The sequence below is a fragment of the Pseudomonas sp. CFBP 5748 genome, assembly GCF_053850495.1.
On record NZ_JBSPTN010000004.1, the window covers coordinates 563,361 to 585,914 of the forward strand.

The following is a 22,554-nucleotide window of genomic DNA, read 5'->3' on the forward strand; positions in this document are numbered from 1 at the left end:
AGGAGTCCTTGCCATCCTTCCCATCCTTGCCTTTGTCGGAAGAGTCCTTACCGTCCTTTCCGTCTTTCCCATCCTTGCTCTTGTCGGCAGAGTCCTTGCCGTCCTTCCCGTCCTTACCCTTGTCGCCGTCTTTGCCCTTGTCCCCCGTTTTATTGCCTCCGTCCATGTCCTTCGCCTTGGGATTACCTCCACCGTGCTGGGGCGCGGTACCGTCCTTCATGGCGGTGATGTTGCGACTGGCCCGCGTCCCAACCTGCTGCGCCCAGAGGGAATTGGCCATCTCGTCGGCGGCCAAGTCCCAATCGCCAGCGTTAACCGCGGCCAACATCGCAGTGAAGCGTCCGAAGCCCCCCGGTCCAAGGTTGAAAGCCATGTCCACCAACACCGCCTGACGCCCACTAGTCAGCCCCGAAAATCCGGGGACTCGGGCTTCGACTGTCGCAATGGCGCCCGCAATGTCGGCAGAGAAGAGCTGGTCGACCTGAGCATCTGTCAACATCGGTTGCCCCACTTGCCCGGCATAGACCGTATCGAAATTAAGGCCGATCGCCTCGATTTTTTGCCGCGCATCGCCTCGATTCAAATTGAATCCAACGCCGGTCGTCGGGATGCCTAGGGAGTCGTGATAGACGTCATTGCGCCAACTTTCATTGGAGGCAACGTGCTCTCGGATTTCCAGAATTTGTTGCTGGGTCAGTGGCATATTTCCTCCTCACCAGAAAGCGACTAAACGACCTTCCAACCGTACGATGTGACCTTGGAGCGTGACTCGCTCTAGCTCGCCTGAAAACGGCGCGATGCGATGCACTAGCCGTGAATCGAAAATCACCAGATTCCCGCTGCAGTAGGGAACGAAGGCCAGCGGAGCTTGTAAAGCGGCATCAGCTTCCGCTGTACCTGGCGCCCAATACTCCAACCCAACTTGTTCATTTTCGCTCGACAATAGAAGCGTGAAAGAGTACTGGTCGTGGCCAAGCGGCTCTCCAACAAATGCCGGAACATGGAGGTACGAAGAGTCCACGTGCGGTACTCCTCCTTCGTAGCGCGGAAAGTCAGCGCTGTTTCGGATAATGTGAAATCCAGGAATGGCAGCGCGTCCACTCACCAAAACGACTTCCCCGAGAAATCGAGCCAGCACGCCAAAAACATCGGCATATAGCGCCTCAAACCGGCGCCACTGCCCCGCGTTTGCGGCAAGCGCGTTACGCTCGTACTCTTTCCCGTTGTCTTGGCTCAGGTATGCAGGGCGCCCGACCGTGCGCAACTGCTCGGCGTTATGTTTTCCCGAGGCTGGTTTCGACCGCCGCGACAGTTCCGAGCACAACAGCTCCGTGTCCAGCAAAGCGTGCAAGCGCGTCGGTACTTGAGTCGGCAGGAGCAAGGGCGTCACCTAAAGTGCACAGATTCTGCCCGTCGCCGCAGACCGTGCGAAAGACTTGGCTTGTTCGACCTGACTTACCGCAAAGGGTGTAAGCAGAGTTAGAACCGCCTTCGGTGCCAACCCCGCGACTGCGGTGCGTCCAGTTTCGAGCACCAGCAGTTCTCCAGCAGTGAAACTGCCCCCGAAGTTTTGCTGCACCTCGAGTACATAGATGCAAGTGTCGGCTTGCAAGACGCGGTAGCGGACAGTCGTACTGGTCGCAGTGTCGAAGCTAACGAGCCACTCGCCTTCCTTACGGGTCTGCGCTGCCGGGTAAGAAGAGGAGCCTAGGCACCCCTTATCGGACTTGTCGAGAGAGAGCGCCTGGATGAGCCGGTCGCCATTAGGGGAGGTTGCCAGCAGCGCAACGCAGGCCGGTGGCATAGAATTTTGCGGCTCTGCGCCGCCAAGACCGGAGTCACCACGCGCCGCCTTCATCTGAACGGAGCCGCAGCCGGCCGTTAGAAATGGCACCAGCATCCAACCCCATTGAAATATTTCTTTCAAATTCGAGCCCCCCTCCATGCATAGCTACCAATCAAGCAAAGCTCCGGACGGAGCATCGTCGCATCCATTTTTCGGTAGCGGCGAGTTCAGATCCAACGCTTCTTCAACCTGTACCTGTTACGTCCGAAATCCGCTGTTTTGCCCGTATGATGTACAACTGCTCGACACAGCCGAGCCATCACCACGACTTCCATGCCCGCTGGTTCCGCAGATAGCGCGCGAGCGCCAGACTATCTAATTCACGGGAGGCATCCTAACGTCGGCCAGCAGCCAGTTGCTGGAGCCCGCCGTGCGTCTAATGTAGACCAGCGCCCGCGGCGCCTTGCGCACCACCTCATGTACTCCGCCGGCAGCAATGTTCGGTCCAGCCGTTGCTGGGACGCGGCCTCTATGTTGGTCAGAGATAAGTACAGGCGCACGGTTTTGTCCAGGGCCCGCCTATTGGCGATAACTACGGACCCGAGCGATGCAGTTATGAGAGGGGGAGCCGAAGTATCTATGCCAGCGGCGCACTTCTCAGCGATCATTCGTAGAGCTACCGCCTCATGCCATGCCCGTTAGGTGCCATGTACCCCTGTAAGACGAGCAGCCACGAACTCAATGTCCGCGACTGGCCCAGGATGTGTAAAAACGTTTTTGAGAGCTGCGATTACTCGAAAAGAGAGCGAAATTTCCGCTTCTATTCAATTTCTGTATCCGTTAACTGCGGAATACCTGACAGATGCCGTAGCAACGGGAACTTCAAAGCGGGTCTGCGTTTTCACACAGTCTGGACCGAATGCGGGCCTTGACGACAGGCAGAAAACGGCCAAAAGGTGACGCTTGCTCGATTCCCTTCCTGTTGGTAGTAGATGGAACGATAGCGGCTCTGTCGTCCAGCAACCGTTGGACAGGTGTAAAACTCCAGCCAGTGAACGCATCGGAGAGACATTTCTGCAATCGAGACCTCGCCCGTGGTGCTCAGATTCCAACAAGACCTTCGAAAGATCTGGCCTCGATTCGCAGCTATCTCAGCGGGCGGATCGCGGTCAACGCACCTCTCATACCATTCATGATGGCGGTCTGATACTGTCTGCACTTTCAGCAGGGAGCTTTACGACGTGAACGCAGCGAGTCCTTCTCAAGTAACGGTGTTGTTTCAACCAGAAAACCAGAATAAAAAATATGAATCTCTTTTTTTGGAAATTGATACGGGCCAGATTAAGCTTCCAATGTTTCAGAGGGAGTTTGTTTGGGAGAAAGAGCAGTCGGCAAAACTGATTGACTCAATACTTAAAGGCTTTCCTATTGGGACCTTTATCTTTTGGAAAACTCGCGAAGAGCTTAGAAGCTATAAAGAGGTAGGAAACCATATTCTACCGGACACTCCAAAAGGAGATTATGTCCAATACATACTGGATGGGCAGCAGCGAATAACCTCGCTTTATGCTATTCGAAAGGGGCTTCGGATCAGCAAGGATGGCAAGGAAATAAATTATCAAGATATATACATTGATCTATCTGAAAATTTAGAGCGTGAAGAGTCTATAGTCAAAACATCCCGCCTTGAGGGAGAGTCGAACCTCATCTCTGTTCACAGGCTTTTGACTTGCAAGTTCACTGATCTAATGGACGAGTTTACAAAACCTCAGCTAGAACTGATGGAGTCATACAAAAACAGCCTTACAAATTATGATTTCCCTACGATCACCATTCGTGATTATCCGATAGAAGTGGCTTGTGAGATTTTCTCCCGAATTAACACCGGAGGAAAAGCACTGACCGTTTTCGAAATAATGGTTGCGAAAACCTATGATGAAAGTAAATCTTTCGATTTGGCAGAGCGTTACGAAATTTTGAGGGATGGTTCGGAAGACGAAAAAACATGTCTCAGGACCGCCAAGTACGAAACACTTCCTCCGTCTCTAATTATGCAGTGCGTAGCCGCTATCACGACACGCGCCGTGCGTGGGCGGGACATTTTAGGGATTAAGCGAGAAAATTTTATCGCGAGCTGGGCACCTATGAGTGCCTCTCTCTTTACAGCAATAGATTTTCTTCGCACAGAAATAAGGGTTCCCGTTTCTCAGCTCCTACCCTATCCGGCATTGCTGATCCCTCTGACTTATTACTTCCACGCTACCAAGAACCATAAGCCAACAGCTCCACAAGCTAGGCTGCTTGAGCAGTTTTTTTATTGGGTTGGGTTAACGGAGCGATACGGGTCGTCTTCTGACTCTGGAATCACTGAAGACTTCAATAAGATGGATATGATATTGGCCGGAAAAACGCCGGACTATCCTCAATCAGAGCTTCTTGTTAAAAGTCAGGATATAGCGCAGACTTATTTCTCTTCTGGCAATTCCTACTGTAAGTCCATACTGTGTTTATTGGCATTTAACCAGCCAAAATCTTTTGATACAGATGGCGTGGTAATACTTGATAATAGCAATCTCAAAATTGCGAGTAGCCGTAACTACCACCATTTCTTTCCTACCAGATACCTGGCCACTGCCATGCCGGATAGGGATGCAAATCTGGTGGCCAACATAACATTGATTGACGGTTACTCTAATAAGCATCGCATCAGCAAAAAGGCACCGAGTGAATATATCTCGGCTTTCTCATTGGAGAATGGAGCGATACAGCAGACGCTCATAAGCCATTTGATTCATGATGTTGACGGCTATGGCGTGACGTCCGATGACTACGACAGATTTATCGAGCGCCGGTCTAATGCTATCGCATCTGCACTAAACGCAAAGCTGCTCGGATCTTACTAACAGTAGAGTTTAGCGTTTTCTGCGGCTTGGAGGGCCTCGCTGTCTCAGCGAGGCCAAACCTTAGCTATCGACATTTGTTGTAAATCCTTGCTTGCACGCAGGCTGAACGCATCTACTGCTCAGTAGTACATGCAATATGGCGATTAGCGATGCTATTTATGGAGCAGTAAGCAATTACTGGGGGCAAGTGCCATAACGCATCTGGCACCAATCTTTAACCGACTCACCACAGCTTTCGCAGCATTTAAAGTGTCCGCTTTTGCCGATTGCTGCCTTCACGAGCGGCAGCTATGGGTCGAAAGCGGCCATTCTACGGCTGAGAATTAAGCTGGACAGCAGCAACCCTTACGATTGCCAATATGAATATTTTGGTTTCTCAAAATCGAAAACTGAGTAGTTGTCTGATCTACTTGAGCGCTGCGAGCGTCATCAGCTCTTGAACTATCACTCGGAGGTCAGCCATCATTCTATCTATGTCTTGTCGCTGGGCGATAAAACGACGGCTGTGCGCGGACATATCTCCAACGTCCTTCAGTCGAGGAAGCGCTGCCTTCGCATTCTTACTGAGGTTCCACGATTTTTCAGCAGTAATCGCAGATATTAGATCTCGTAAATAAAAGAAGTCGCCCTGTACCGTTTTTATGCTATCAGCCAAACCATACCTTTCATAAACTTCGATTATAAGTGTCTCTACTAAACGACGGATCATTACTGCTGAAGCATCGTACCAGCCGTGCTCGTAAGAACCATTGATCTGATGCACTAGACGCTCAAGGTATCCTCGAGTGTTACGAACCAGCGAGAAATAAATTACCGGTTCTTCATGACTTGGAGCCCCTTCCTCAGGGGGTGGGTTTTTTGCCCTGACACTGTCTCGGAGTTGTCTGACACTCTGAAGCGCACGCTCAATACTCATTCTGTTTAGCCCATAAGTGGCAGGTGCTTAGCCATGCTTTCGAAGATTTTATCAATCTGTTCAGGGCTGCTATCAGGGGAGATATGGATCTGAATATCCACGTGTAGTTTAGGGCTAAAACGGTATGCTTCTCTCGGGTCATGCCCACTAATAGGCTCTGCAGGTTCCTGCCTTTGCCTCAAAGGTATGCCTTTTGTTGAGTTGCTTGCGGCCCTTGAAGTACTCTGCATTGCCTTACCAGGTTTTGCCGCTCCATTGCTAGACTTTACCTGTGCGTTTTTTTCCTTGGCTCGAGCCAGATCTGCTTCAAGCAACATCATATAAGTTGCGCTATAGGCCCTAGCCGCAGACTCTCCTACCTTGGCATCTCGAGCAAACCAATTCGATATATCTTTCAAATTTGCTTCTGAGTCCGAAAAAAGATCGAGTAGCTCCCGAGGATAAGTTTCTTCGAGAATAGTCTTGCAAACTTCTGAATATTTTTTGTCATCTCGCCAATCATAGGCGAGGTCAGTTGGCTTCCCTGATTCGTCAATCAACCCAAAGGCTCGGAGAGGAGGAATGATGTTGGCGCTGGCTGATTTCTCGCCCATATTCAGCGCTGATGCAATGTAGCTTGGCGAAACTTTTTCCGGAGTACGTTGCTTAAATTTGTCCCGGAGAAGGAACCAATTATTCATCGGAATCTTCGGATAACTCTTTTTTTTCTCATCAGCCATAACACTCTCCACTCCGTTGATGTTTGAAACCGACCCTATGACCTCAGGCAGCTTTCCTTCCCCCACTCAAATATCTACCACAGTATCTGATGGCGCGATAGTCTTTCGCTTCCGGCTCGGTTCCATGCCATCAGATCTCAGTATCAAATGTGCTTGAAAAGGATGAACGAGGAGCAGCTTGCGTTGGAAGCAGTGATCATGGAGCTACACCGCGAGGACGTTGAGCTTGAAGGTGGAGGACACGGCGCTTAGGCACACAGCAGGCGCCACTCAGCGCGGGGGTCGTTATTATGGCTTCAATCAATTGGGTGTGGACTGGAGGAGACTTATGAAACTCGATAATCTCCCCCTGCTTACCCTAGCATCGGGTTCGACAATTAAGCCTCTTCACTAGCAGGAGGCATCTCGACAAACAAGGTCCGGCTTACCCTAACCGCCGACTCGACCGGACCGTTCATGGTTACAATAAAAAAGCGATCGAGGTGTCGGAAAAGCTTGAGCGAATGCTTTTGCTGGTTGCCGGCGCTCAAGAACGGCTGCTTGCCCAAAGCAGACCTTTGCGAAAAGTCGCTTCCTGCCAATCCCATTTTGATAGATGAGAATCATCGTCTCGCTGTCCTGCTCTAATACGAAAGCCTGAGAATTTCGGCCTTGAATCAATGCCATCATTTTGATAGCGTCGCCTTTGCTTTGGAAAAATGATCCCCATGGCCTCTGCCCTCATTTTTCTAGCCACCCCTTACAAAACCTCAATAAATCGAGGCGTTGTAGGCACTGATCCCATGGGTCTAGCATCGGCATAGCAGACTTTACCGCGTGCCACTGATCTTCTTGGTGCTGCTACTTTGCCGCAACTTACAACTTATGTGGTTCAAAAAAATTACCTTACTGGAAAATTAACAGATGACCAAAGAACAATTAGCAGCACGCATTGCCAGCGCATATAAATATGTAGACCCAATAACAACCAAAGAAATAGATGAGATCTTACAAAAAATAAGACTAATACAAATCAAGAATAATGGAAAAATATCAGAAAAAGAAGCGGAAGAGGTAATTTACAAAGTACTAAGTGGGCGAACTGTATTTTCCCTGAGCAGTGTAGATACGACGGATACAACAAACCTACTACAGCAAATCATTGCAGCTGCAAAAAACAATGTCAAACCAAAGCCTTGACGTTCAATACGCTGCGACCTTAGAGCTTAAAGGGAGGTTTAACTCCTCCCTATCAGACATGCTCACGGAGATAAACGAACAGTCACTAACTCACAAAACGTATAACCATGCACTTTCGGCGCTATCTGCCTTAATCACTTCATTCGAACACTATCTGACAAGTGCTTCATCAGATACAATAGACATTTCCAGAGCACAAACTGAAGACATACTTGCGAGCATCGAAAACATACTGCTTTTATGTGCCTATTCATGGGTAGCCTTTGAGGCTGCGTCAGAGAACCTTAACACACCTATCGCCTTGCCTACTGGCAGATACTTATTTACTTCGCAGGTCATATTTAAAACTTACAAAAAACATAGAGCCAAAGAGATAAAGTCGATATACACAACCCAGAACCTACCAGTCAGTGGTTTTGACCACAAGAAATCAGTGAGGCTTAATCAGATGAAAATACATATACCTCAGACTATAGCTGGCTCAGTATTAATATCTATCGGTATATTTCTGGCTTTCTTCATTGGACTGGAAACCGGCATTCAATACTATATATCAAGAATACTAATCGCTCTTGGCATCGGTTTTTTAATCACCGGACTTACCAAGGATTACATAAAGACTAAGATGAATATTAATGGAACCACAATAACTGCATCCGGTGCCATTGCCATCTTCCTTATTCTTTATTTTTTTAATCCCGCCCCGACCCCTCCTTACATTCCAGACTCTCAAGCAAGCCAGGCGACCCAATCTGCTCCTCCGTCAGGATCTCCCTCTGAAATAGGTCACTGAAAACCATATTCTTATGGGGCAAGCGCACTAGAGTTTGTCCTAGGGACGGCTCTCCTCCGTAAAATCGCCTTTCGTGAAAGACAGTTTTGGGTCGGAAGCAGTCGGTCATGACCGTCCGCTTCTGGCCGAAAGCTGCCCGTTATGAAGGGCAGCTCCGGGTCGGTTGTTGTCTGTGGCTAGAGGCGAGATTCATCATTGAGAGGATGGAAAAGGGTTATTCAGTCGGGATATCGCGAAGGTGACTTGGGGGTTATTCGACCATGTTCTTGATGCCTATCGTGACGTCTGTAATCACGCGCATCCAGCAGCGTTCATATAGCAAATCCTTAATTTTCTGCCCTTGGCATAGGATTTTTTTCCAGCACGCCAAGAAAATCTTCATTTGAGTCAATTATGCGGATTTTTTCTTAGCTCACAGCACACCCTTAAAGTGTTCAGGCTGAGCTTCGCAGAATGGTGCCACCGCCAACCCTCTGTGCGAGCTTGCTCGCGAAGGCGGCAGTAAATTACGTATCTGGTCTGAAGGTGTACACGATCCGTGGCGAGGGAGCTTGCTCCCTCGCCACGGATTGATGGTGTGGCGGCTATCGCGGATCGACGTTATCCAGCGCCCGGTTCGCCAGCAATGAACTCAGTTCGATCAGTTGCTGGATACCGAGGGCGATGTGGCGGCGTGAGCCTTCCAGTTCGAAGGCCAGGTCGCCGACCATCGCATCGGCGGAGGCGAGGGTTTCGCTGAGGTTGGCTAGGAGGCTTTCATTGTCGATGTCTTTTACGACGGTGAATAGCTGGCCGGGTTTGGTCGCGTCTTCTGGTTGTGTCTTTGGCGACAGATAAAAATCCAGAGCACGATTGGCGGCTTCGTCGAGTTTTTTGGTTTTGGATTTGATACGCGGGGGAGCTTGGTCCGTTTCTGGAGGGTTTGGAGTTATCTTGAACATCTTTACGTTTCCTTTGTTAGTAGGCCGCTACCATCTCGCTACTAAACGAAAGGGGGGCAGCTGTGCGCAAGTTAGTAGACCGGTAAAGGACAACGGAAACCCGGCGCGCCCGAAGGCGCCATGCGCACAGCCACCATCGAGTGCAGGCAATGCCTGACTGATGAGACTCATGCAACCGTGTCCTTACCGGGCTACTAAACCCGACCACTGATGGGCAGTGGCAGGGAAACGATAGAGCCCGGAGACAAGGCGCACAAGCGGGCGGATTCTGGCGTAGTTGTAGGCAATGGCGCAAGGATGTGTGGGTTGGGGGAAGGGTGGCGGTGGGGGAATAAACAGAGCTTTGTTTTGCCCGGGGATTCGGGGCTAGAGGGCTTGCTTTTGCTGGGTGGGTAGGGGGTGTAAGCGGCTGAGGCGGTTTGTCTGTAGGAATGGTTGGGGCTGCTTCGCAGCCCAGCGGGAGCAAGCTCACTCGCCACAGGTGCATCGTTCGACGTTGTGCCGCGCTCGTCGTCTAGCTGAGCGCCATTACCCGGATTGAAGAGTTAAAGTTTGTCGAAGCTGGCAACGGTGGTGGTGTAAAAAGCCACGCCCGACTTGTCGACGATTTTTATTCTTCCGTTTTCTTCCTCAAGGTACGAAATATCTGAAGAGGCAAAGTAGTGCCCGTCAGTTAAGAGAGGTAACGCCAGGCACCGAACGGTCAGGGCAACTCCAACCCTCCGCCGGCCTTGTGCAGTTTGCGCAGATGCTCGCCAATCGCTTTGACGTTGGCCTCACTCGCGGCAATTTCAGCGGCGCGGCTGGGCTCAAGTAAAGCCCTGACTTCCTTATCCAGATCGCCTGTCAGGGTTTGCAGCTGTTTCTGACGCAGGCTGCTTTCCGATTCCAGTCGCTGCCACTCGCTGGGCTGTGGCAACCCATAGCCGCTGCTGCCGAGCAATTCTGCGGGGCGGCTCAGGAAGCCGCTATTGGCGAGGATCTGCTGCAGCGTTGCGTTGGCTCTTTCCATGCCGCCGTTCTGCAATTCACGGGCACCCAGGTAGCGCTGTTTGACTTCATCCTGGGCCAGCAACAATTGTCGACGATAACTGGCCTGCTCCAGCAGCAACAACGCGGCGCTGGTACGCAGGTCGGCCTGTTCGAACCAGGCGCGACGCTCGGCGGCGTCCAGGGCCAGCCAGTCTTCTACGGTTTGTTGCTTGATGGGCAAATACTTCTTCAGCACGTCGAACATCGCTTGATAGCGCTCGCGGAACGAATCGAAGCGGTAGCCCAGGCGCAAGGCTTCCTTGGGGTCATCGAGCACGCTGGTATCGGCCAGGCCCCGTCCCTTGAGCACTTCCAGCAAGCCGTTGGGCATGATGCTGTCCAGGCCCTTGAACTGCGCGTTATTACTGCCGCTGCGCAACAGCTTCAGGCTTTCCACCGCGCAGTTATTCGACAGGAAGTAATAGTTGCCGTCGTAGCTCCAGTGCATTTCAGCGGCGTGCTCGACCGTTTCCTCGATCTCGGTGCGCGACAGATTCAGCGGCACTGACGCCAGGCTGCGCAGTTCGGTCTTGGTGTATTCATCGATCACTTGGGCCAGCGGCAGTACGAACAGGCGCGATGGGTATTTGCCCACCAGCCCATCCCAACTGGACAACTGCACATCACCCACGAAGGCGCGATACGACAGCACCAAGTGTTGATCCAGATCCAGGCGGCAGTCCGGGCCACGGGGGCGGCCCGGCGCGCAGATCACCAGCCGGAGCATGCTGTGGCCCCAGCGGCTGACCCAGTTCTGGTTGGCTTCGGCCAGCAGGTAATCGACGGCATAGACCCGCTCGGGGTCGACCTTGCCCAGTGGGGTCTTGGCGAAATCGTTGCCGGCATTGAGGAAGGCGAAGGATTTGGCGCAGGTGTCCTTGGCGGCGGGCGCCCATCCGAAGTGTTCCTGGTAATAACGATACAGTGCGGGCCGTCGGCAGGCGTAGCTCGGGTCGAGGAGAAAGTACTCCATGTTGACCGCGACAAACTCCTTGGGGCTGCTCGTCTCGTAGAGGTCCGGGCTGCGGGCGACCTGGCGGTTATGCTGTTCCCGCTCTCCGCGACGGCCGACGTATTGCGGCCAACCGGCGAGATCCAGCAAACGTGGATCATCGCTGAGGGTGAAGCGGCGGTCGTTCTGGCCTCGGCATTCATCCGGAAGGCCGATTATCCCGGCACTGCTGTTACGTCGGGTGCAACGCTGGATCAGCGTGCGCTCGGCATCCGGCCATAAACGCGAGCGGTCATAGATGTGGGTCAGTTCATGCAGGACCGTGGCGAGCATTTCTCGCCGCACTGTGCCATGGGGGCGTTGGGTCTTTTGCGTGGCGGCGCTGCCGTCGGTGAGGCTGTCGAGTAGATTGCTATTGAGGTCCAACTGCGACACCAGCGAGGCCTGGCCGTAGGCGTTGGCGGGCATCTGGTCGGTCCAGCCGACATCGATGCGTCGGTCCAGTCGCTCGATGAAACGCGGCGGCAGGGCCCGCATGGCTTCATCGAGCAGTGCCTGGCTGGCCTGCTGTTGCGCCGGGCTCAAGCCGTCGCCATTGAGGTGCAGTTGCAGGCCGGCCTGGGCCATGCTGCCCGTGAGCAACAAGACCCCGGCCGCCAGCCAGGCGGCGAACCGCCTCACAATGCGAGGATGGCTTCGGCGAGAACCTGGTCACTGGCATCGCGGGCTTCTGGCACGCGAGTGCGCAAGGTGTCGAAGGCGGCCTCGAGATGAGCACCACGAATTTCACCGTTACTGGCGACAAAACTGGCCGCATCGTCATGAGCTTCACGAACGATTTTCGAGTCGCGGATGGACGTCGTGGTGTCGGACGTGAAATCGATCGTGCGCTGGGAAGCGCGAACGATGATGTTACTGGTGGCTACCAGGGTATGTGCCTGGGCCACATCGGCCAACAACAGCAGGCCTAGGGTGGCAGCAATCAGCGGGCTACGCATGGAACGACTCCGGAGAATAAAGATAACTATTGGACGAGAATTGCTTGTGCCAGTTCAAGGTCGCTGGCGCGAAGTTTTGGCTGGGTCCGGCGCAGGTAATCCAGGGCCGATTCCAGTTGTGCCCCTCGCAGTTGCCCGTCACTGGCGATGAATGCCGCAGCGTCATCGTGAGCGGCGACGATCAGTTTATGGTCGAAGGGCGCGGAGGTCACCATGCTTGAGGCATAGCCGCTGACCACCACTTGTTGAGTGGACACATCGAAGGCATGGGCCGGAACGGACCAGCAGAAAGCGCTAAAGAAAAATGCGATGACCAGATTTGAGTAGAAACGCATAAGACTCGACGGTTGATGGCGAGTCCGAAGGCTAGCGCAAACTCCCGGTCCAGAGCCAGTGTTGAAACATCGGAACACGATTGGCGGGCCGATGTTTCATGTTGGATCAGATCACCAGAATGGCCTGGGCCAGCTGCGCATCGGTGGCAGTCAACTGCGGCGCTTGCTGGCGGATGTAATCCAGGGCGCTTTCCAGTTTCACACCCCGGATTGCGCCTTCACTGGCCACGAAGCTGGCTGCGTCGTCGCGGGCGGCCTGAACGATTTTGTTATCGCGCAGCGATGAGGTTGCATCGGAGGTGACGTCGGACGTGGCCTTGAGTGCACCCACGATGGAGTCGGTGGTGACGATAAAGCTGCTGGCATTGGAATGGGCGGTTACGGCCAGCAGGGCGGCAGCGCTGAGCAGACGAAGACGGATCATGATGAAACTCCTTAACAATAAGAAAGGCCGGTGCGTGTAGCTCGAGAGGAGACGCATGCTCGACTCGCTTCGCCACGTTCGGTTCGATATTAGGTCAGAACGCGTCGGCTGACAGCCTTGGGATGGCCGCTGACGATTTTATCGCGGTGCCAGTAAAACTGTACTGGTTAATTTTTAATATGTTTAAAACTGTTTTTTCGTGGTGTTGACATGAAAATCAAACCCGGAAACGACAAAACCCGCCGTGGTTTCCCACGACGGGTTTTGTTTGTTCAATTCGATGCTGGCGGTGGACCCGGTGGGTCAGGGCCAGCGACGCTAAATTAGCGCCAGAACGGCTTGCTCAGCTCTTCGTAGCGTTGTGCTTCGCTGATACCGGCGTCAGCCAGCAGGCGCGAATCCAGACGGGCCAGTTGGTGGCGGCTGGCGATGCGGCGCTGCCACAACATCAGGTTAGCGATAACGCGAAGAGGCAGGGAAGCCTGGTTTTTTGCAGCTTTGTCTTCGAAAAACAGCTCGGAACTGAGTGTACGTTCCATGGTTGACATCCTTCCGCTTATGGCGGGATTAGGTAGTGGTTTAACTGGTGCCCATATTCCTCTCGTTTGGCCAGTCTCTCTAGATACAGTTCACCTGTATTGTGAGAGACCAGTTAACTGTTAAAGAGCGGTGTACTGGTCGATATTGAGGCAACTGTACCTGTCAGCACTAAATTGGTGCAATATCGGCGATCGGAGTGTGTTTTGTTGGAAAAGACTGTAAGAAAACACCGGTACAGCAGTACAGTTTTTGTCACTCTTGCCGCGAATTGCAGAGCCTAGCAAAACTGTATTTGCTGTAGCGGTGATCCAGTTGTATCAAACCGCCAACATGCACCCGGTTTCTTCCAGATTCAGGTGCCAACTCAGTGCATCGCGCAAGATGTGCGGTGTATGCCCCCCCAAGGCGCATGCTGCTTCAAAGTAATCATTCAATGCCTGGCGGTAGGACGGGTGCACGCAGTTATCGATGACCACTCGTGCCCGCTCCCGTGGCGCCAGGCCCCGCAGGTCAGCCAGGCCGATCTCGGTCACCAGGATGTCGACATCATGCTCTGTGTGGTCCACATGGCTGACCATCGGCACAACACTGGAAATCGCGCCGCCCTTGGCGATCGACTTGGTGACGAAAATTGCCAAGTGTGCATTTCGGGCGAAATCCCCTGAGCCGCCGATACCGTTCATCATCCGCGTGCCGCAGACATGGGTGGAGTTGACGTTGCCGTACAGGTCGAACTCCAGCGCTGTATTGATGGCAATGATGCCCAGGCGGCGTACCACCTCCGGATGGTTGGAAATCTCCTGCGGGCGCAGGACCAATTTATCCTTATACCTTTCCAGATTTCCGAAGACGTCGGCATTGCGTCGAGCCGACAGCGTGATGGAGCTGCCCGAGGCAAAGCTCAGTTTGCCGGCGTCGATCAGATCGAACGTAGAATCCTGCAGCACTTCGGAGTACATGGTCAGGTCTTCGAAGGGGGAGTCGATCAACCCGCACATCACGGCGTTGGCGATATTACCGATACCGGCCTGTAACGGTCCGAGCTTGTTGGTCATGCGTCCGGCCGCGACTTCCTGCTTGAAGAAATCGATTAAATGATCAGCGATAGCCTGGGTATCGCTGTCCGGTGGCAAAACTGTCGAAGGCGAATCGGCTTGGTTGGTAATGACAATAGCGGCTATTTTTTCCGGTGGAATCGGAATCGCGGAACTGCCAATACGGTCGTCGACCTTTATCAGGGGAATCGGCGTACGGGTCGGGCGATAGGTCGGGATATAGATGTCGTGCAGCCCTTCCAGGTTCGGATTGTGCGCCAGGTTGATTTCAACGATCACTTGTCTGGCGAAGATGGCAAAACTGGCCGAGTTACCCACCGAGGTGGTCGGCACGATATGCCCCTGCTCGGTAATGGCCACCGCTTCGATCACCGCAATGTCCGGCAGCTTGAGCTGGGCATTGCGCAGTTGTTCGACGGTTTCCGAGAGGTGCTGGTCGATGAACATCACCTCGCCTGCGTTGATCGCCTTGCGTAGTGTGCTGTCGACCTGGAAAGGCATGCGTCGCGCCAGCACACCCGCTTCGGTGAGCTCTTTATCCAAGTCATTACCCAGGCTCGCCCCGGTCATCAGGCTGATTTTCATGGGGGTGACCTTGGCGCGCTCGGCCAGGGCGTGGGGCACTGCTTTTGCTTCTCCGGCGCGGGTAAAACCGCTCATGCCGACGGTCATGCCGTCCTGAATCAACAAGGCTGCTTCGGCAGCGCTCATCACTTTATTCAACAAAGAGGGCAAGCGGATGCGATCACGGTACATGGAGGATTATCTCGGGCTGGAAGCAAGATGCGCAGTCTAGTGAATTCGCGCCGTGCCCGACCCGCTACAAAAGTCGCATTTTAGGCGTCTATTACGGGCGTTTCAGGCAAAACATTATTACCGGATCGGTAACGTTCGGCCTTGATACAAATCAAAACGCCCCGACAAGTCGGGGCGCTAGTGGTGACGCAGTGAGCTTTATTCCACTGCTTTGACCATGTCTTCGATGACCTTCTTGGCGTCGCCGAACACCATCATGGTCTTGTCGAGATAGAACAGCTCGTTGTCCAGGCCGGCGTAACCGCTGGCCATCGAGCGCTTGTTGACGATGATGGTCTTGGCCTTGAACGCTTCGAGGATCGGCATGCCGGCAATCGGCGACTTCGGATCGTTCTTCGCCGCCGGGTTCACCACGTCGTTGGCGCCGAGCACCAGCACCACGTCGGCCTGGCCGAACTCGGAGTTGATGTCTTCCATCTCGAACACCTGATCGTAAGGCACTTCGGCCTCGGCCAGCAGCACGTTCATGTGTCCGGGCATGCGACCGGCCACCGGGTGGATCGCGTATTTAACGGTCACGCCGCGGTGGGTCAGCTTTTCGGTCAGCTCTTTCAGCGCGTGCTGCGCCCGTGCTACCGCCAGGCCGTAGCCCGGCACGATGATCACGGTGTCGGCGTTGGTCAGCAGGAAGGTCGCGTCGTCGGCCGAACCGGATTTCACTGGACGAGCTTCTTTGGAGCCTGCCGGGCCAGCAGCATCTGCCGTGTTGCCGAAACCGCCGAGCAGCACGTTGAAGAACGACCGGTTCATGGCCTTGCACATGATGTACGAGAGGATCGCACCGCTCGAACCCACCAACGAACCGGCAATGATCAGCATCGAGTTGTTCAGCGAGAAGCCGATACCCGCTGCGGCCCAACCGGAATAACTGTTGAGCATCGACACCACAACCGGCATGTCCGCGCCGCCGATCGGGATGATGATCAGCACGCCCAGCACGAACGCCAGCGCCAGCATCAAGGCGAACGCGCCGAGATTACCGGTGAACATGAAGGTCAGGCCCAGGCCCAGCGTCGCCAGGCCCAGAATCAGGTTGAGCTTGTGCTGGCCGCCAAACTGTACCGGTGCGCCTTGGAACAGGCGGAACTTGTACTTGCCCGACAGTTTGCCAAAGGCGATCACCGAACCGGAGAAGGTAATTGCACCAATGGCTGCGCCGAGGAACAGCTCCAGTCGGTTACCGGCCGGAATCGCATCGCCCAACTGCTTGACGATGCCCAGGGACTGCGGCTCGACGACGGCGGCAATAGCGATAAACACTGCGGCCAGGCCGATCATGCTGTGCATGAACGCCACCAGCTCCGGCATCTTGGTCATCTCGACACGCTTGGCCATGATCGAACCGGCGGTGCCGCCAACCAGCAGGCCGACGATGACGTAGCCGATGCCGGCAGTGGCCAGCTCAGCGCCGAGCTTATAGATGAGGCCCACAGTGGTGAGCACCGCCAGCGCCATGCCGAGCATGCCGAACAGGTTGCCGCGTCGCGAGGTGGTGGGGTGCGACAGGCCTTTGAGGGCCTGGATGAAACAGATCGACGCGATCAGGTAGAGCGTCGTTACCAGGTTCATGCTCATTACTTGGGCGCCTCTTCTTTTACGGCTTTCGGGGCTTTTTTCTTGAACATCTCAAGCATGCGGCGCGTCACCAGGAAGCCACCAAACACGTTCACCGCGGCCAGGGCCACGGCGAGGGTGCCCATGGTCTTGCCCAGCGGCGTCACGGTCAGCGCGGCGGCGAGCATGGCGCCGACGATCACGATCGCCGAAATAGCGTTGGTCACCGCCATCAACGGTGTGTGCAGTGCGGGTGTAACGTTCCAGACCACGTGGTAACCGACATAAATCGCCAGCACGAAGATGATCAGGTTGTAGATACCGGGGGAGATAAGCTCTTCCATTGTCTGAATCCCTGCTTAGGCGTTTTTGCGGATGACTTGGCCGTCGCGGCACATCAGGCACGCGGCGACGATGTCGTCTTCCAGGTTCACGTCGAACTGACCTTCCTTGGTGAAGACCAGCTTCAGGAAGTCCAGCAGGTTGCGGGCGTACAGCGCCGAAGCATCGGCCGCGACTTCGCCGGCCAGGTTGGTCGGACCGCAAATGGTCACACCATTCGCGACCACGACCTGATCGGCTACCGTCAGCGGGCAGTTGCCGCCCTGGGCTGCCGCGAGGTCGATGACCACCGAGCCGGGTTTCATCTGCGCGACGGTTTCGGCACTCAGCAAGGTTGGCGCCTTGCGGCCCGGAATCAACGCCGTGGTGATGACGATGTCGGCCTGTTTGGCGCGCTCGTGCACGGCCTGGGCCTGGCGTTGCATCCAACTGGCTGGCATCGGGCGGGCGTATCCGCCGACACCGACAGCGCACTCGCGCTCTTCGTCAGTTTCGTAGGGCACGTCGACGAACTTGGCGCCGAGGGATTCGATTTGCTCCTTCACCGCAGGTCGTACATCCGACGCCTCGATTACCGCGCCCAGGCGCTTGGCCGTGGCAATTGCCTGCAGCCCGGCCACGCCGGCGCCGAGAATCAGCACGCGTGCCGCTTTCACAGTGCCTGCAGCGGTCATCAGCATCGGCATGAAGCGTGGATAGTGGTGAGCGGCCAGCAGCACGGCTTTGTAGCCGGCAATGTTCGCTTGAGACGACAGCACATCCAGGCTCTGGGCGCGGGAGGTACGTGGCGCAGCCTCCAGGGCGAAAGCGGTAATACCGCGTTCGGCCAGCTTGGCGATGGTTTCGTTGTTGAACGGATTGAGCATGCCCACCAGAACGGTGCCGCTCTTGATCAACGTCAGTTCGCTGTCGCTGGGGGCGACCACCTTGAGAATCAGTTCGGCCCCGAACGCATCATTGGCACTGCCAATGGTTGCACCCGCGGCTTCATAAGCACTGTCGATAACGCTGGCCTTGATGCCGGCACCGCTTTGAACAGTGACTTTATGACCTTGGCCGATCAGCTTCTTGATGGTTTCCGGGGTTGCAGCAACCCGTGTTTCACCCGTTTGGGTTTCGAGGGGAACACCAATGTGCACGTCAAATCTCCTGCGTGATCTTATTGAGTAAACCCAGGCACTTCGGATGGTGCGGCTGGGGCGGCCGATCAGCACGATCCCGCCGAATCAGGCGGGGCGCGGCATTTTGCAGGCGAAAATTCAGCCCTTCAAGGGATTATGACTGGTGACGGAAAATTAACTACAAGTCACCCTGTGACCGAATGTCGCAATTGTTGATCGGAACCCCGTGTAGGCCGTACGTTTCAAGGATTTAGGCCCGAATTGACCAATTTTCCCATCGGCCAGATGAATAAGCCCTGATGCGCTGCGCGATATGGCTCAAAGCCATGTATTTAAACGCTTCAGAGACTACTGGACTGACTTCATAGCAGACTGACTGAATGCGACATAAACTTATATCTGTAGCGACTTTTGTTAGTTGACTACCTAAGGCGTTTACAGTTTTTTCTTTATTAATCAAGCTGATAGCTCGTTGCTTGTTGTACAAGCCAATCGCGAAAAGCCCGAAGAGATGCAGATTCGACCTTTCGTTCAGGAATCATCAGGTAATAGGCCTTGATACTCGACAGTGCATTCCGGTTGGCAACGACCAGTCGTTTCTCTGCCAGTTCACGCTGGATCAAAAAGGGTGGGATCAACGCAACTCCCATATCGTGCATGGCTGCCTGGGCAAGCATGGAGAATAGTTCATAACGCGGGCCTGTCAGGTCTCGGGCAATGTTCAGGCTCTGTGAGTTGAACCACTGGCGCCAGGCATACGGGCGAGTGGTCTGCTGGAGCAAGGGCAATTCGGCGATGGCCTCCGGTGTCAGGCTCTGCTTGCCGCCCAGTAAGGTAGGGCTGCATACCGGCATCGGATTTTCGCCCATCAGTTTGTGGGACTCGGTACCAGGCCAGTCCGCATCGCCGAAATAGATGGCTGCGTCAAACTCCGTGTCCGCAAAGAGGAAGGGGCGCGTGCGGTTGGTCAAGTTGACGGTGACTTCCGGATGCTGTTGTTGGAAGTCCTTGAGGCGCGGTAATAGCCATTGGGTGCCAAACGTGGGTACCACCGCCAGCTCGATGACGTTCGCGCCGGTGTGTCCCATCACCGAAAGGGTATCGCGCTCCACAGCGTCCAGTTGGGTGGCAACCCGGCGGCTGTAGGAAAGACCTGCTTCGGTCAGTTTGACCCCGCGTCGTGAGCGTCGGAACAACTCCACGCTGAGGAATTCTTCCAGGCTGGCAATCTGTCGGCAAATAGCCCCTTGCGTAAGAGAAAGCTCTTGCGCCGCTTTGGTGAAGCTCTCGTGACGTGCTGCAGCTTCAAAACTGATTAGGGCGGTGGTGCTGGGGATTTTGCGGCGCATATACGAAAGCCTCACTCAAGATCGACATAAACAGGGTTCATGACGTTTACGGAGTGAGAAATTAGCACAAGACTATGCGGAATCCTCGTTTGCCCTCGTAGGAAACCGCGCCTAGGATCAATCCACGATTTTTCATTTAGTTGGCGAGGACTCTTTCATGGCCGGTAAAGCGAGCTTCAACTGGATCGATCCATTGTTGCTGGACCAGCAGCTCACCGAAGAAGAACGCATGATTCGCGACACTGCTGAGCAGTTCGCCCAACAGAAGCTCGCGCCGCGAGTGCTGGAAGCGTTCCGTCATGAGAAAACCGACCCGGCGATCTTCCGTGAAATGGGGGAAGTGGGGCTGCTGGGCGCAACCATTCCCGAACAATACGGTGGCAGTGGGCTGAACTACGTCAGCTATGGCCTGATCGCCCGCGAAGTGGAGCGCGTCGATTCCGGCTATCGCTCAATGATGAGTGTGCAGTCCTCGCTGGTCATGGTGCCGATCAATGAATTCGGCACCGAGGCCCAAAAGCAAAAGTACCTGCCCAAGCTGGCTTCCGGTGAATGGATCGGTTGCTTCGGTCTGACAGAGCCGAACCATGGTTCCGACCCGGGGGCGATGATTACTCGTGCGCGCAAGGTGGAGGGCGGCTACAGCCTGACGGGCAGCAAGATGTGGATCACCAACAGCCCTATCGCCGACGTATTTGTTGTTTGGGGCAAGGACGACGCGGGGGATATCCGCGGCTTTGTGCTCGAGAAAGGCTGGAAAGGTCTGAGCGCACCGGCCATTCATGGCAAGGTCGGCCTGCGTGCGTCGATCACCGGCGAGATCGTCATGGACAACGTGTTCGTTCCGGAAGAGAACATCTTTCCGGATGTCCGGGGTCTGAAGGGGCCGTTCACTTGTCTGAATTCGGCGCGCTACGGCATCTCCTGGGGCGCCTTGGGTGCCGCCGAGTTTTGCTGGCACACCGCTCGCCAATACACGTTGGACCGGCAGCAGTTCGGTCGCCCTTTGGCCGCCAATCAGTTGATCCAGAAGAAGCTGGCCGACATGCAGACCGAAATCACTCTTGCCCTACAAGGATGTCTGCGTCTGGGGCGTATGAAAGATGAGGGTACGGCTGCGGTTGAAATCACTTCGATCATGAAGCGCAACTCCTGCGGCAAGTCTCTGGATATCGCTCGCATGGCACGGGACATGTTGGGCGGCAACGGTATCTCCGATGAGTTCGGCATCGCCCGTCATCTGGTGAACCTTGAAGTGGTGAACACCTACGAAGGCACGCACGACGTTCATGCGCTCATTCTTGGGCGTGCGCAAACCGGCATCCAGGCGTTCTATTAATAGGAGGACGGTATGGGCGCGCTTTCGCACCTGCGGGTATTGGATTTATCGAGGGTGCTGGCTGGGCCTTGGGCCGGACAGATCCTGGCTGACCTGGGGGCTGAGGTTATCAAGGTCGAGCGTCCGGGCAATGGTGACGATACGCGCGCCTGGGGGCCGCCCTTCCTAAAGGATGCCTATGGCGAGAATACGACCGAGGCGGCGTATTACTTGTCGGCCAATCGCAACAAGCAATCGGTAACCATCGATTTCACTCGTCCCGAGGGGCAGAAGCTGGTGCGGGAACTGGCGGCCAAGTCCGACATCCTGATCGAGAACTTCAAGGTGGGTGGGTTGGCGGCTTATGGTCTGGACTACGACTCGCTGAAGGCGGCCAACCCGCAATTGATCTATTGCTCGATTACCGGGTTCGGCCAGACTGGTCCTTATGCCAAGCGCGCCGGGTATGACTTCATGATTCAGGGGGTGGGAGGCTTGATGAGCCTTACGGGGCGCCCTGAAGGTGATGAGGGGGCGGGGCCGGTGAAAGTCGGGGTCGCGCTCACGGATATTCTGACGGGTGTTTATTCGACTGTTGCCATTCTGGCGGCGCTGGCTCACCGCGAGCACGCAGGCGGTGGGCAGCACATCGATATGGCCTTGCTGGATGTTCAGGTGGCTTGCCTGGCCAACCAGGCAATGAACTACCTGACCACGGGCACTGCGCCGAAACGATTAGGTAACGCCCATCCGAACATCGTGCCCTACCAGGATTTCCCTACAGCTGACGGTGACTTCATCCTTACCGTGGGGAATGACGGCCAGTTCCGAAAATTTGCCGAGGTGGCCGGTCAGCCGCAATGGGCTGATGATCCTCGTTTCGCGACAAACAAACTGCGGGTGGCGAACAGGGCTGTATTGATTCCTTTGATTCGCCAGGCAACGGTCTTCAAGACTACTGCCGAGTGGGTGGCTCAGTTGGAGCAGGCCGGTGTGCCTTGTGGGCCAATCAACGATCTGGCGCAGGTGTTTGCTGACCCCCAGGTGCAGGCTCGTGGGCTGGCGATGGAATTGCCTCACGCGCTGGCGGGTAAAGTACCGCAGGTGGCCAACCCGATTCGGCTGTCCGAGACGCCGGTGGAGTATCGCAGCGCGCCTCCTTTATTGGGAGAGCACACGCTGGAGGTGCTGCAGCGGGTATTGGGAGTGGATGAGGCTACGGTGACGGCTTTCAGGGAGGCCGGGATCCTTTGAGTCTTCCTTCTATATAGATGAAGTCGTTTAGAGGATGGGCGGGCGGTTTCCTGGGACTCTCGCAACTTATTGATAGAAAAGCGAAATTAAGGGTTGACGGCAAATTCTGGACGTCTATAATTCGCCCCACTTCCGGCGCAGTCGAAACGAAAAACTCCTTGAGTTTCAATGAGTTACCATTGTTTTGAAGGTGTCGGGCTTCAGTTCATCGAAGTCAGGAAGGAGTT

The 22,554-nt window shown here is 54.8% G+C and carries 20 protein-coding genes; 5 read left to right on the top strand and 15 right to left on the bottom strand.

Features of this window, described 5'->3' with window-relative positions:
* On the bottom strand, positions 1-703 hold a 703-nt coding region (locus ACWNZ1_RS12610; RefSeq protein ID WP_456027661.1), incomplete at its 3' end, for a glycoside hydrolase family protein.
* A 9-nt stretch (positions 704-712) separates the two neighbouring features.
* Positions 713-1,381, bottom strand: coding sequence for a hypothetical protein (locus ACWNZ1_RS12615; RefSeq protein WP_456027662.1), 669 nt, complete (start codon positions 1,379-1,381; stop codon positions 713-715).
* A 1,646-nt stretch (positions 1,382-3,027) separates the two neighbouring features.
* Here ACWNZ1_RS12615 and ACWNZ1_RS12620 point away from each other — a divergent pair.
* On the top strand, positions 3,028-4,689 hold the full coding sequence (locus ACWNZ1_RS12620) for a GmrSD restriction endonuclease domain-containing protein (RefSeq protein WP_456027663.1): 1,662 nt from the start codon (positions 3,028-3,030) through the stop codon (positions 4,687-4,689).
* Positions 4,690-5,095: 406 nt separating this feature from the next.
* Here ACWNZ1_RS12620 and ACWNZ1_RS12625 read toward each other — a convergent pair whose 3' ends face one another.
* Together ACWNZ1_RS12625 and ACWNZ1_RS12630 are read right to left on the bottom strand one after the other, a co-directional pair.
* On the bottom strand, positions 5,096-5,452 hold the full coding sequence (locus tag ACWNZ1_RS12625) for a hypothetical protein (RefSeq protein WP_456027664.1): 357 nt from the start codon (positions 5,450-5,452) through the stop codon (positions 5,096-5,098).
* A 158-nt stretch (positions 5,453-5,610) separates the two neighbouring features.
* On the bottom strand, positions 5,611-6,324 hold the full coding sequence (locus ACWNZ1_RS12630) for a DUF5343 domain-containing protein (RefSeq protein WP_046064204.1): 714 nt from the start codon (positions 6,322-6,324) through the stop codon (positions 5,611-5,613).
* A gap of 903 nt (positions 6,325-7,227) precedes the next feature.
* Between ACWNZ1_RS12630 and ACWNZ1_RS12635 the strand changes: the two genes are divergently transcribed.
* Positions 7,228-7,503, top strand: coding sequence for a hypothetical protein (locus ACWNZ1_RS12635; RefSeq protein WP_152667566.1), 276 nt, complete (start codon positions 7,228-7,230; stop codon positions 7,501-7,503).
* Positions 7,484-8,296 carry a hypothetical protein gene (locus ACWNZ1_RS12640; protein WP_456027665.1) on the top strand — a complete coding sequence of 271 codons (813 nt, stop codon included), beginning with the start codon at positions 7,484-7,486 and terminating at the stop codon, positions 8,294-8,296. The genes ACWNZ1_RS12635 and ACWNZ1_RS12640 overlap by 20 nt, the downstream gene beginning before the upstream one ends.
* Before the next feature lie 584 nt (positions 8,297-8,880).
* On the opposite strand, the gene ACWNZ1_RS12645 is transcribed toward ACWNZ1_RS12640, so the two are convergent.
* From ACWNZ1_RS12645 to ACWNZ1_RS12695, 11 genes are all read right to left on the bottom strand, one after another.
* Complete coding sequence (locus tag ACWNZ1_RS12645) at positions 8,881-9,237, bottom strand: DUF6124 family protein (protein ID WP_456027666.1); 357 nt, start codon at positions 9,235-9,237, stop codon at positions 8,881-8,883.
* Positions 9,238-9,940: 703 nt separating this feature from the next.
* The gene (locus ACWNZ1_RS12650) at positions 9,941-11,902 is read right to left on the bottom strand and encodes a DUF7844 domain-containing protein (protein ID WP_256454010.1); all 1,962 of its coding nucleotides are present in this window, start codon (positions 11,900-11,902) and stop codon (positions 9,941-9,943) included.
* Complete coding sequence (locus ACWNZ1_RS12655; protein WP_025216193.1) at positions 11,899-12,219, bottom strand: DUF2388 domain-containing protein; 321 nt, start codon at positions 12,217-12,219, stop codon at positions 11,899-11,901. The genes ACWNZ1_RS12650 and ACWNZ1_RS12655 overlap by 4 nt, the downstream gene beginning before the upstream one ends.
* 26 nt (positions 12,220-12,245) lie before the next feature.
* The gene (locus tag ACWNZ1_RS12660) at positions 12,246-12,554 is read right to left on the bottom strand and encodes a DUF2388 domain-containing protein (RefSeq protein ID WP_135843069.1); all 309 of its coding nucleotides are present in this window, start codon (positions 12,552-12,554) and stop codon (positions 12,246-12,248) included.
* A gap of 106 nt (positions 12,555-12,660) precedes the next feature.
* Entirely contained in the window at positions 12,661-12,978 is a 318-nt protein-coding gene (locus tag ACWNZ1_RS12665; RefSeq protein ID WP_135843070.1) for a DUF2388 domain-containing protein, read from the bottom strand.
* Between the two features lie 323 nt (positions 12,979-13,301).
* A complete protein-coding gene (locus tag ACWNZ1_RS12670) occupies positions 13,302-13,517 on the bottom strand; it encodes a DUF1127 domain-containing protein (RefSeq protein WP_072398028.1) in 216 nt (71 codons plus the stop codon).
* 318 nt (positions 13,518-13,835) lie between these two features.
* Positions 13,836-15,329 carry an acetyl-CoA hydrolase/transferase family protein gene (locus tag ACWNZ1_RS12675; protein ID WP_135843071.1) on the bottom strand — a complete coding sequence of 498 codons (1,494 nt, stop codon included), beginning with the start codon at positions 15,327-15,329 and terminating at the stop codon, positions 13,836-13,838.
* Between the two features lie 198 nt (positions 15,330-15,527).
* Positions 15,528-16,964: an NAD(P)(+) transhydrogenase (Re/Si-specific) subunit beta gene (locus ACWNZ1_RS12680; protein ID WP_265072564.1), complete on the bottom strand. Its 1,437-nt coding sequence runs from the start codon at positions 16,962-16,964 to the stop codon at positions 15,528-15,530.
* Positions 16,964-17,287 carry an NAD(P) transhydrogenase subunit alpha gene (locus ACWNZ1_RS12685; protein ID WP_003187010.1) on the bottom strand — a complete coding sequence of 108 codons (324 nt, stop codon included), beginning with the start codon at positions 17,285-17,287 and terminating at the stop codon, positions 16,964-16,966. Before ACWNZ1_RS12685 ends, ACWNZ1_RS12680 begins: the two co-directional genes overlap by 1 nt.
* A 15-nt stretch (positions 17,288-17,302) precedes the next feature.
* A complete protein-coding gene (locus tag ACWNZ1_RS12690) occupies positions 17,303-18,424 on the bottom strand; it encodes a Re/Si-specific NAD(P)(+) transhydrogenase subunit alpha (protein ID WP_456027667.1) in 1,122 nt (373 codons plus the stop codon).
* Between the two features lie 434 nt (positions 18,425-18,858).
* Complete coding sequence (locus tag ACWNZ1_RS12695) at positions 18,859-19,755, bottom strand: LysR family transcriptional regulator (protein WP_135843074.1); 897 nt, start codon at positions 19,753-19,755, stop codon at positions 18,859-18,861.
* A 157-nt stretch (positions 19,756-19,912) separates the two neighbouring features.
* On the opposite strand from ACWNZ1_RS12695, the gene ACWNZ1_RS12700 reads away from it, so the two are divergent.
* Positions 19,913-21,094: an acyl-CoA dehydrogenase gene (locus ACWNZ1_RS12700; RefSeq protein WP_014335919.1), complete on the top strand. Its 1,182-nt coding sequence runs from the start codon at positions 19,913-19,915 to the stop codon at positions 21,092-21,094.
* Positions 21,095-21,106: 12 nt separating this feature from the next.
* Entirely contained in the window at positions 21,107-22,327 is a 1,221-nt protein-coding gene (locus tag ACWNZ1_RS12705) for a CaiB/BaiF CoA transferase family protein (protein ID WP_456027668.1), read from the top strand.
* Positions 22,328-22,554 lie beyond the last annotated feature (227 nt).

Bases quoted from the DNA above. Each gene is read 5' to 3' on its own strand.
- ACWNZ1_RS12630 (WP_046064204.1), bottom strand. From the start codon at position 6,324: ATGGCTGATGAGAAAAAAAAGAGTTATCCGAAGATTCCGATGAATAAT.
- ACWNZ1_RS12635 (WP_152667566.1), top strand. From the start codon at position 7,228: ATGACCAAAGAACAATTAGCAGCACGCATTGCCAGCGCATATAAATAT.
- ACWNZ1_RS12640 (WP_456027665.1), top strand. From the start codon at position 7,484: ATGTCAAACCAAAGCCTTGACGTTCAATACGCTGCGACCTTAGAGCTT.
- ACWNZ1_RS12645 (WP_456027666.1), bottom strand. From the start codon at position 9,237: ATGTTCAAGATAACTCCAAACCCTCCAGAAACGGACCAAGCTCCCCCG.
- ACWNZ1_RS12655 (WP_025216193.1), bottom strand. From the start codon at position 12,219: ATGCGTAGCCCGCTGATTGCTGCCACCCTAGGCCTGCTGTTGTTGGCC.
- ACWNZ1_RS12660 (WP_135843069.1), bottom strand. From the start codon at position 12,554: ATGCGTTTCTACTCAAATCTGGTCATCGCATTTTTCTTTAGCGCTTTC.
- ACWNZ1_RS12665 (WP_135843070.1), bottom strand. From the start codon at position 12,978: ATGATCCGTCTTCGTCTGCTCAGCGCTGCCGCCCTGCTGGCCGTAACC.
- ACWNZ1_RS12670 (WP_072398028.1), bottom strand. From the start codon at position 13,517: ATGGAACGTACACTCAGTTCCGAGCTGTTTTTCGAAGACAAAGCTGCA.
- ACWNZ1_RS12675 (WP_135843071.1), bottom strand. From the start codon at position 15,329: ATGTACCGTGATCGCATCCGCTTGCCCTCTTTGTTGAATAAAGTGATG.
- ACWNZ1_RS12680 (WP_265072564.1), bottom strand. From the start codon at position 16,964: ATGAGCATGAACCTGGTAACGACGCTCTACCTGATCGCGTCGATCTGT.
- ACWNZ1_RS12685 (WP_003187010.1), bottom strand. From the start codon at position 17,287: ATGGAAGAGCTTATCTCCCCCGGTATCTACAACCTGATCATCTTCGTG.
- ACWNZ1_RS12695 (WP_135843074.1), bottom strand. From the start codon at position 19,755: ATGCGCCGCAAAATCCCCAGCACCACCGCCCTAATCAGTTTTGAAGCT.
- ACWNZ1_RS12700 (WP_014335919.1), top strand. From the start codon at position 19,913: ATGGCCGGTAAAGCGAGCTTCAACTGGATCGATCCATTGTTGCTGGAC.
- ACWNZ1_RS12705 (WP_456027668.1), top strand. From the start codon at position 21,107: ATGGGCGCGCTTTCGCACCTGCGGGTATTGGATTTATCGAGGGTGCTG.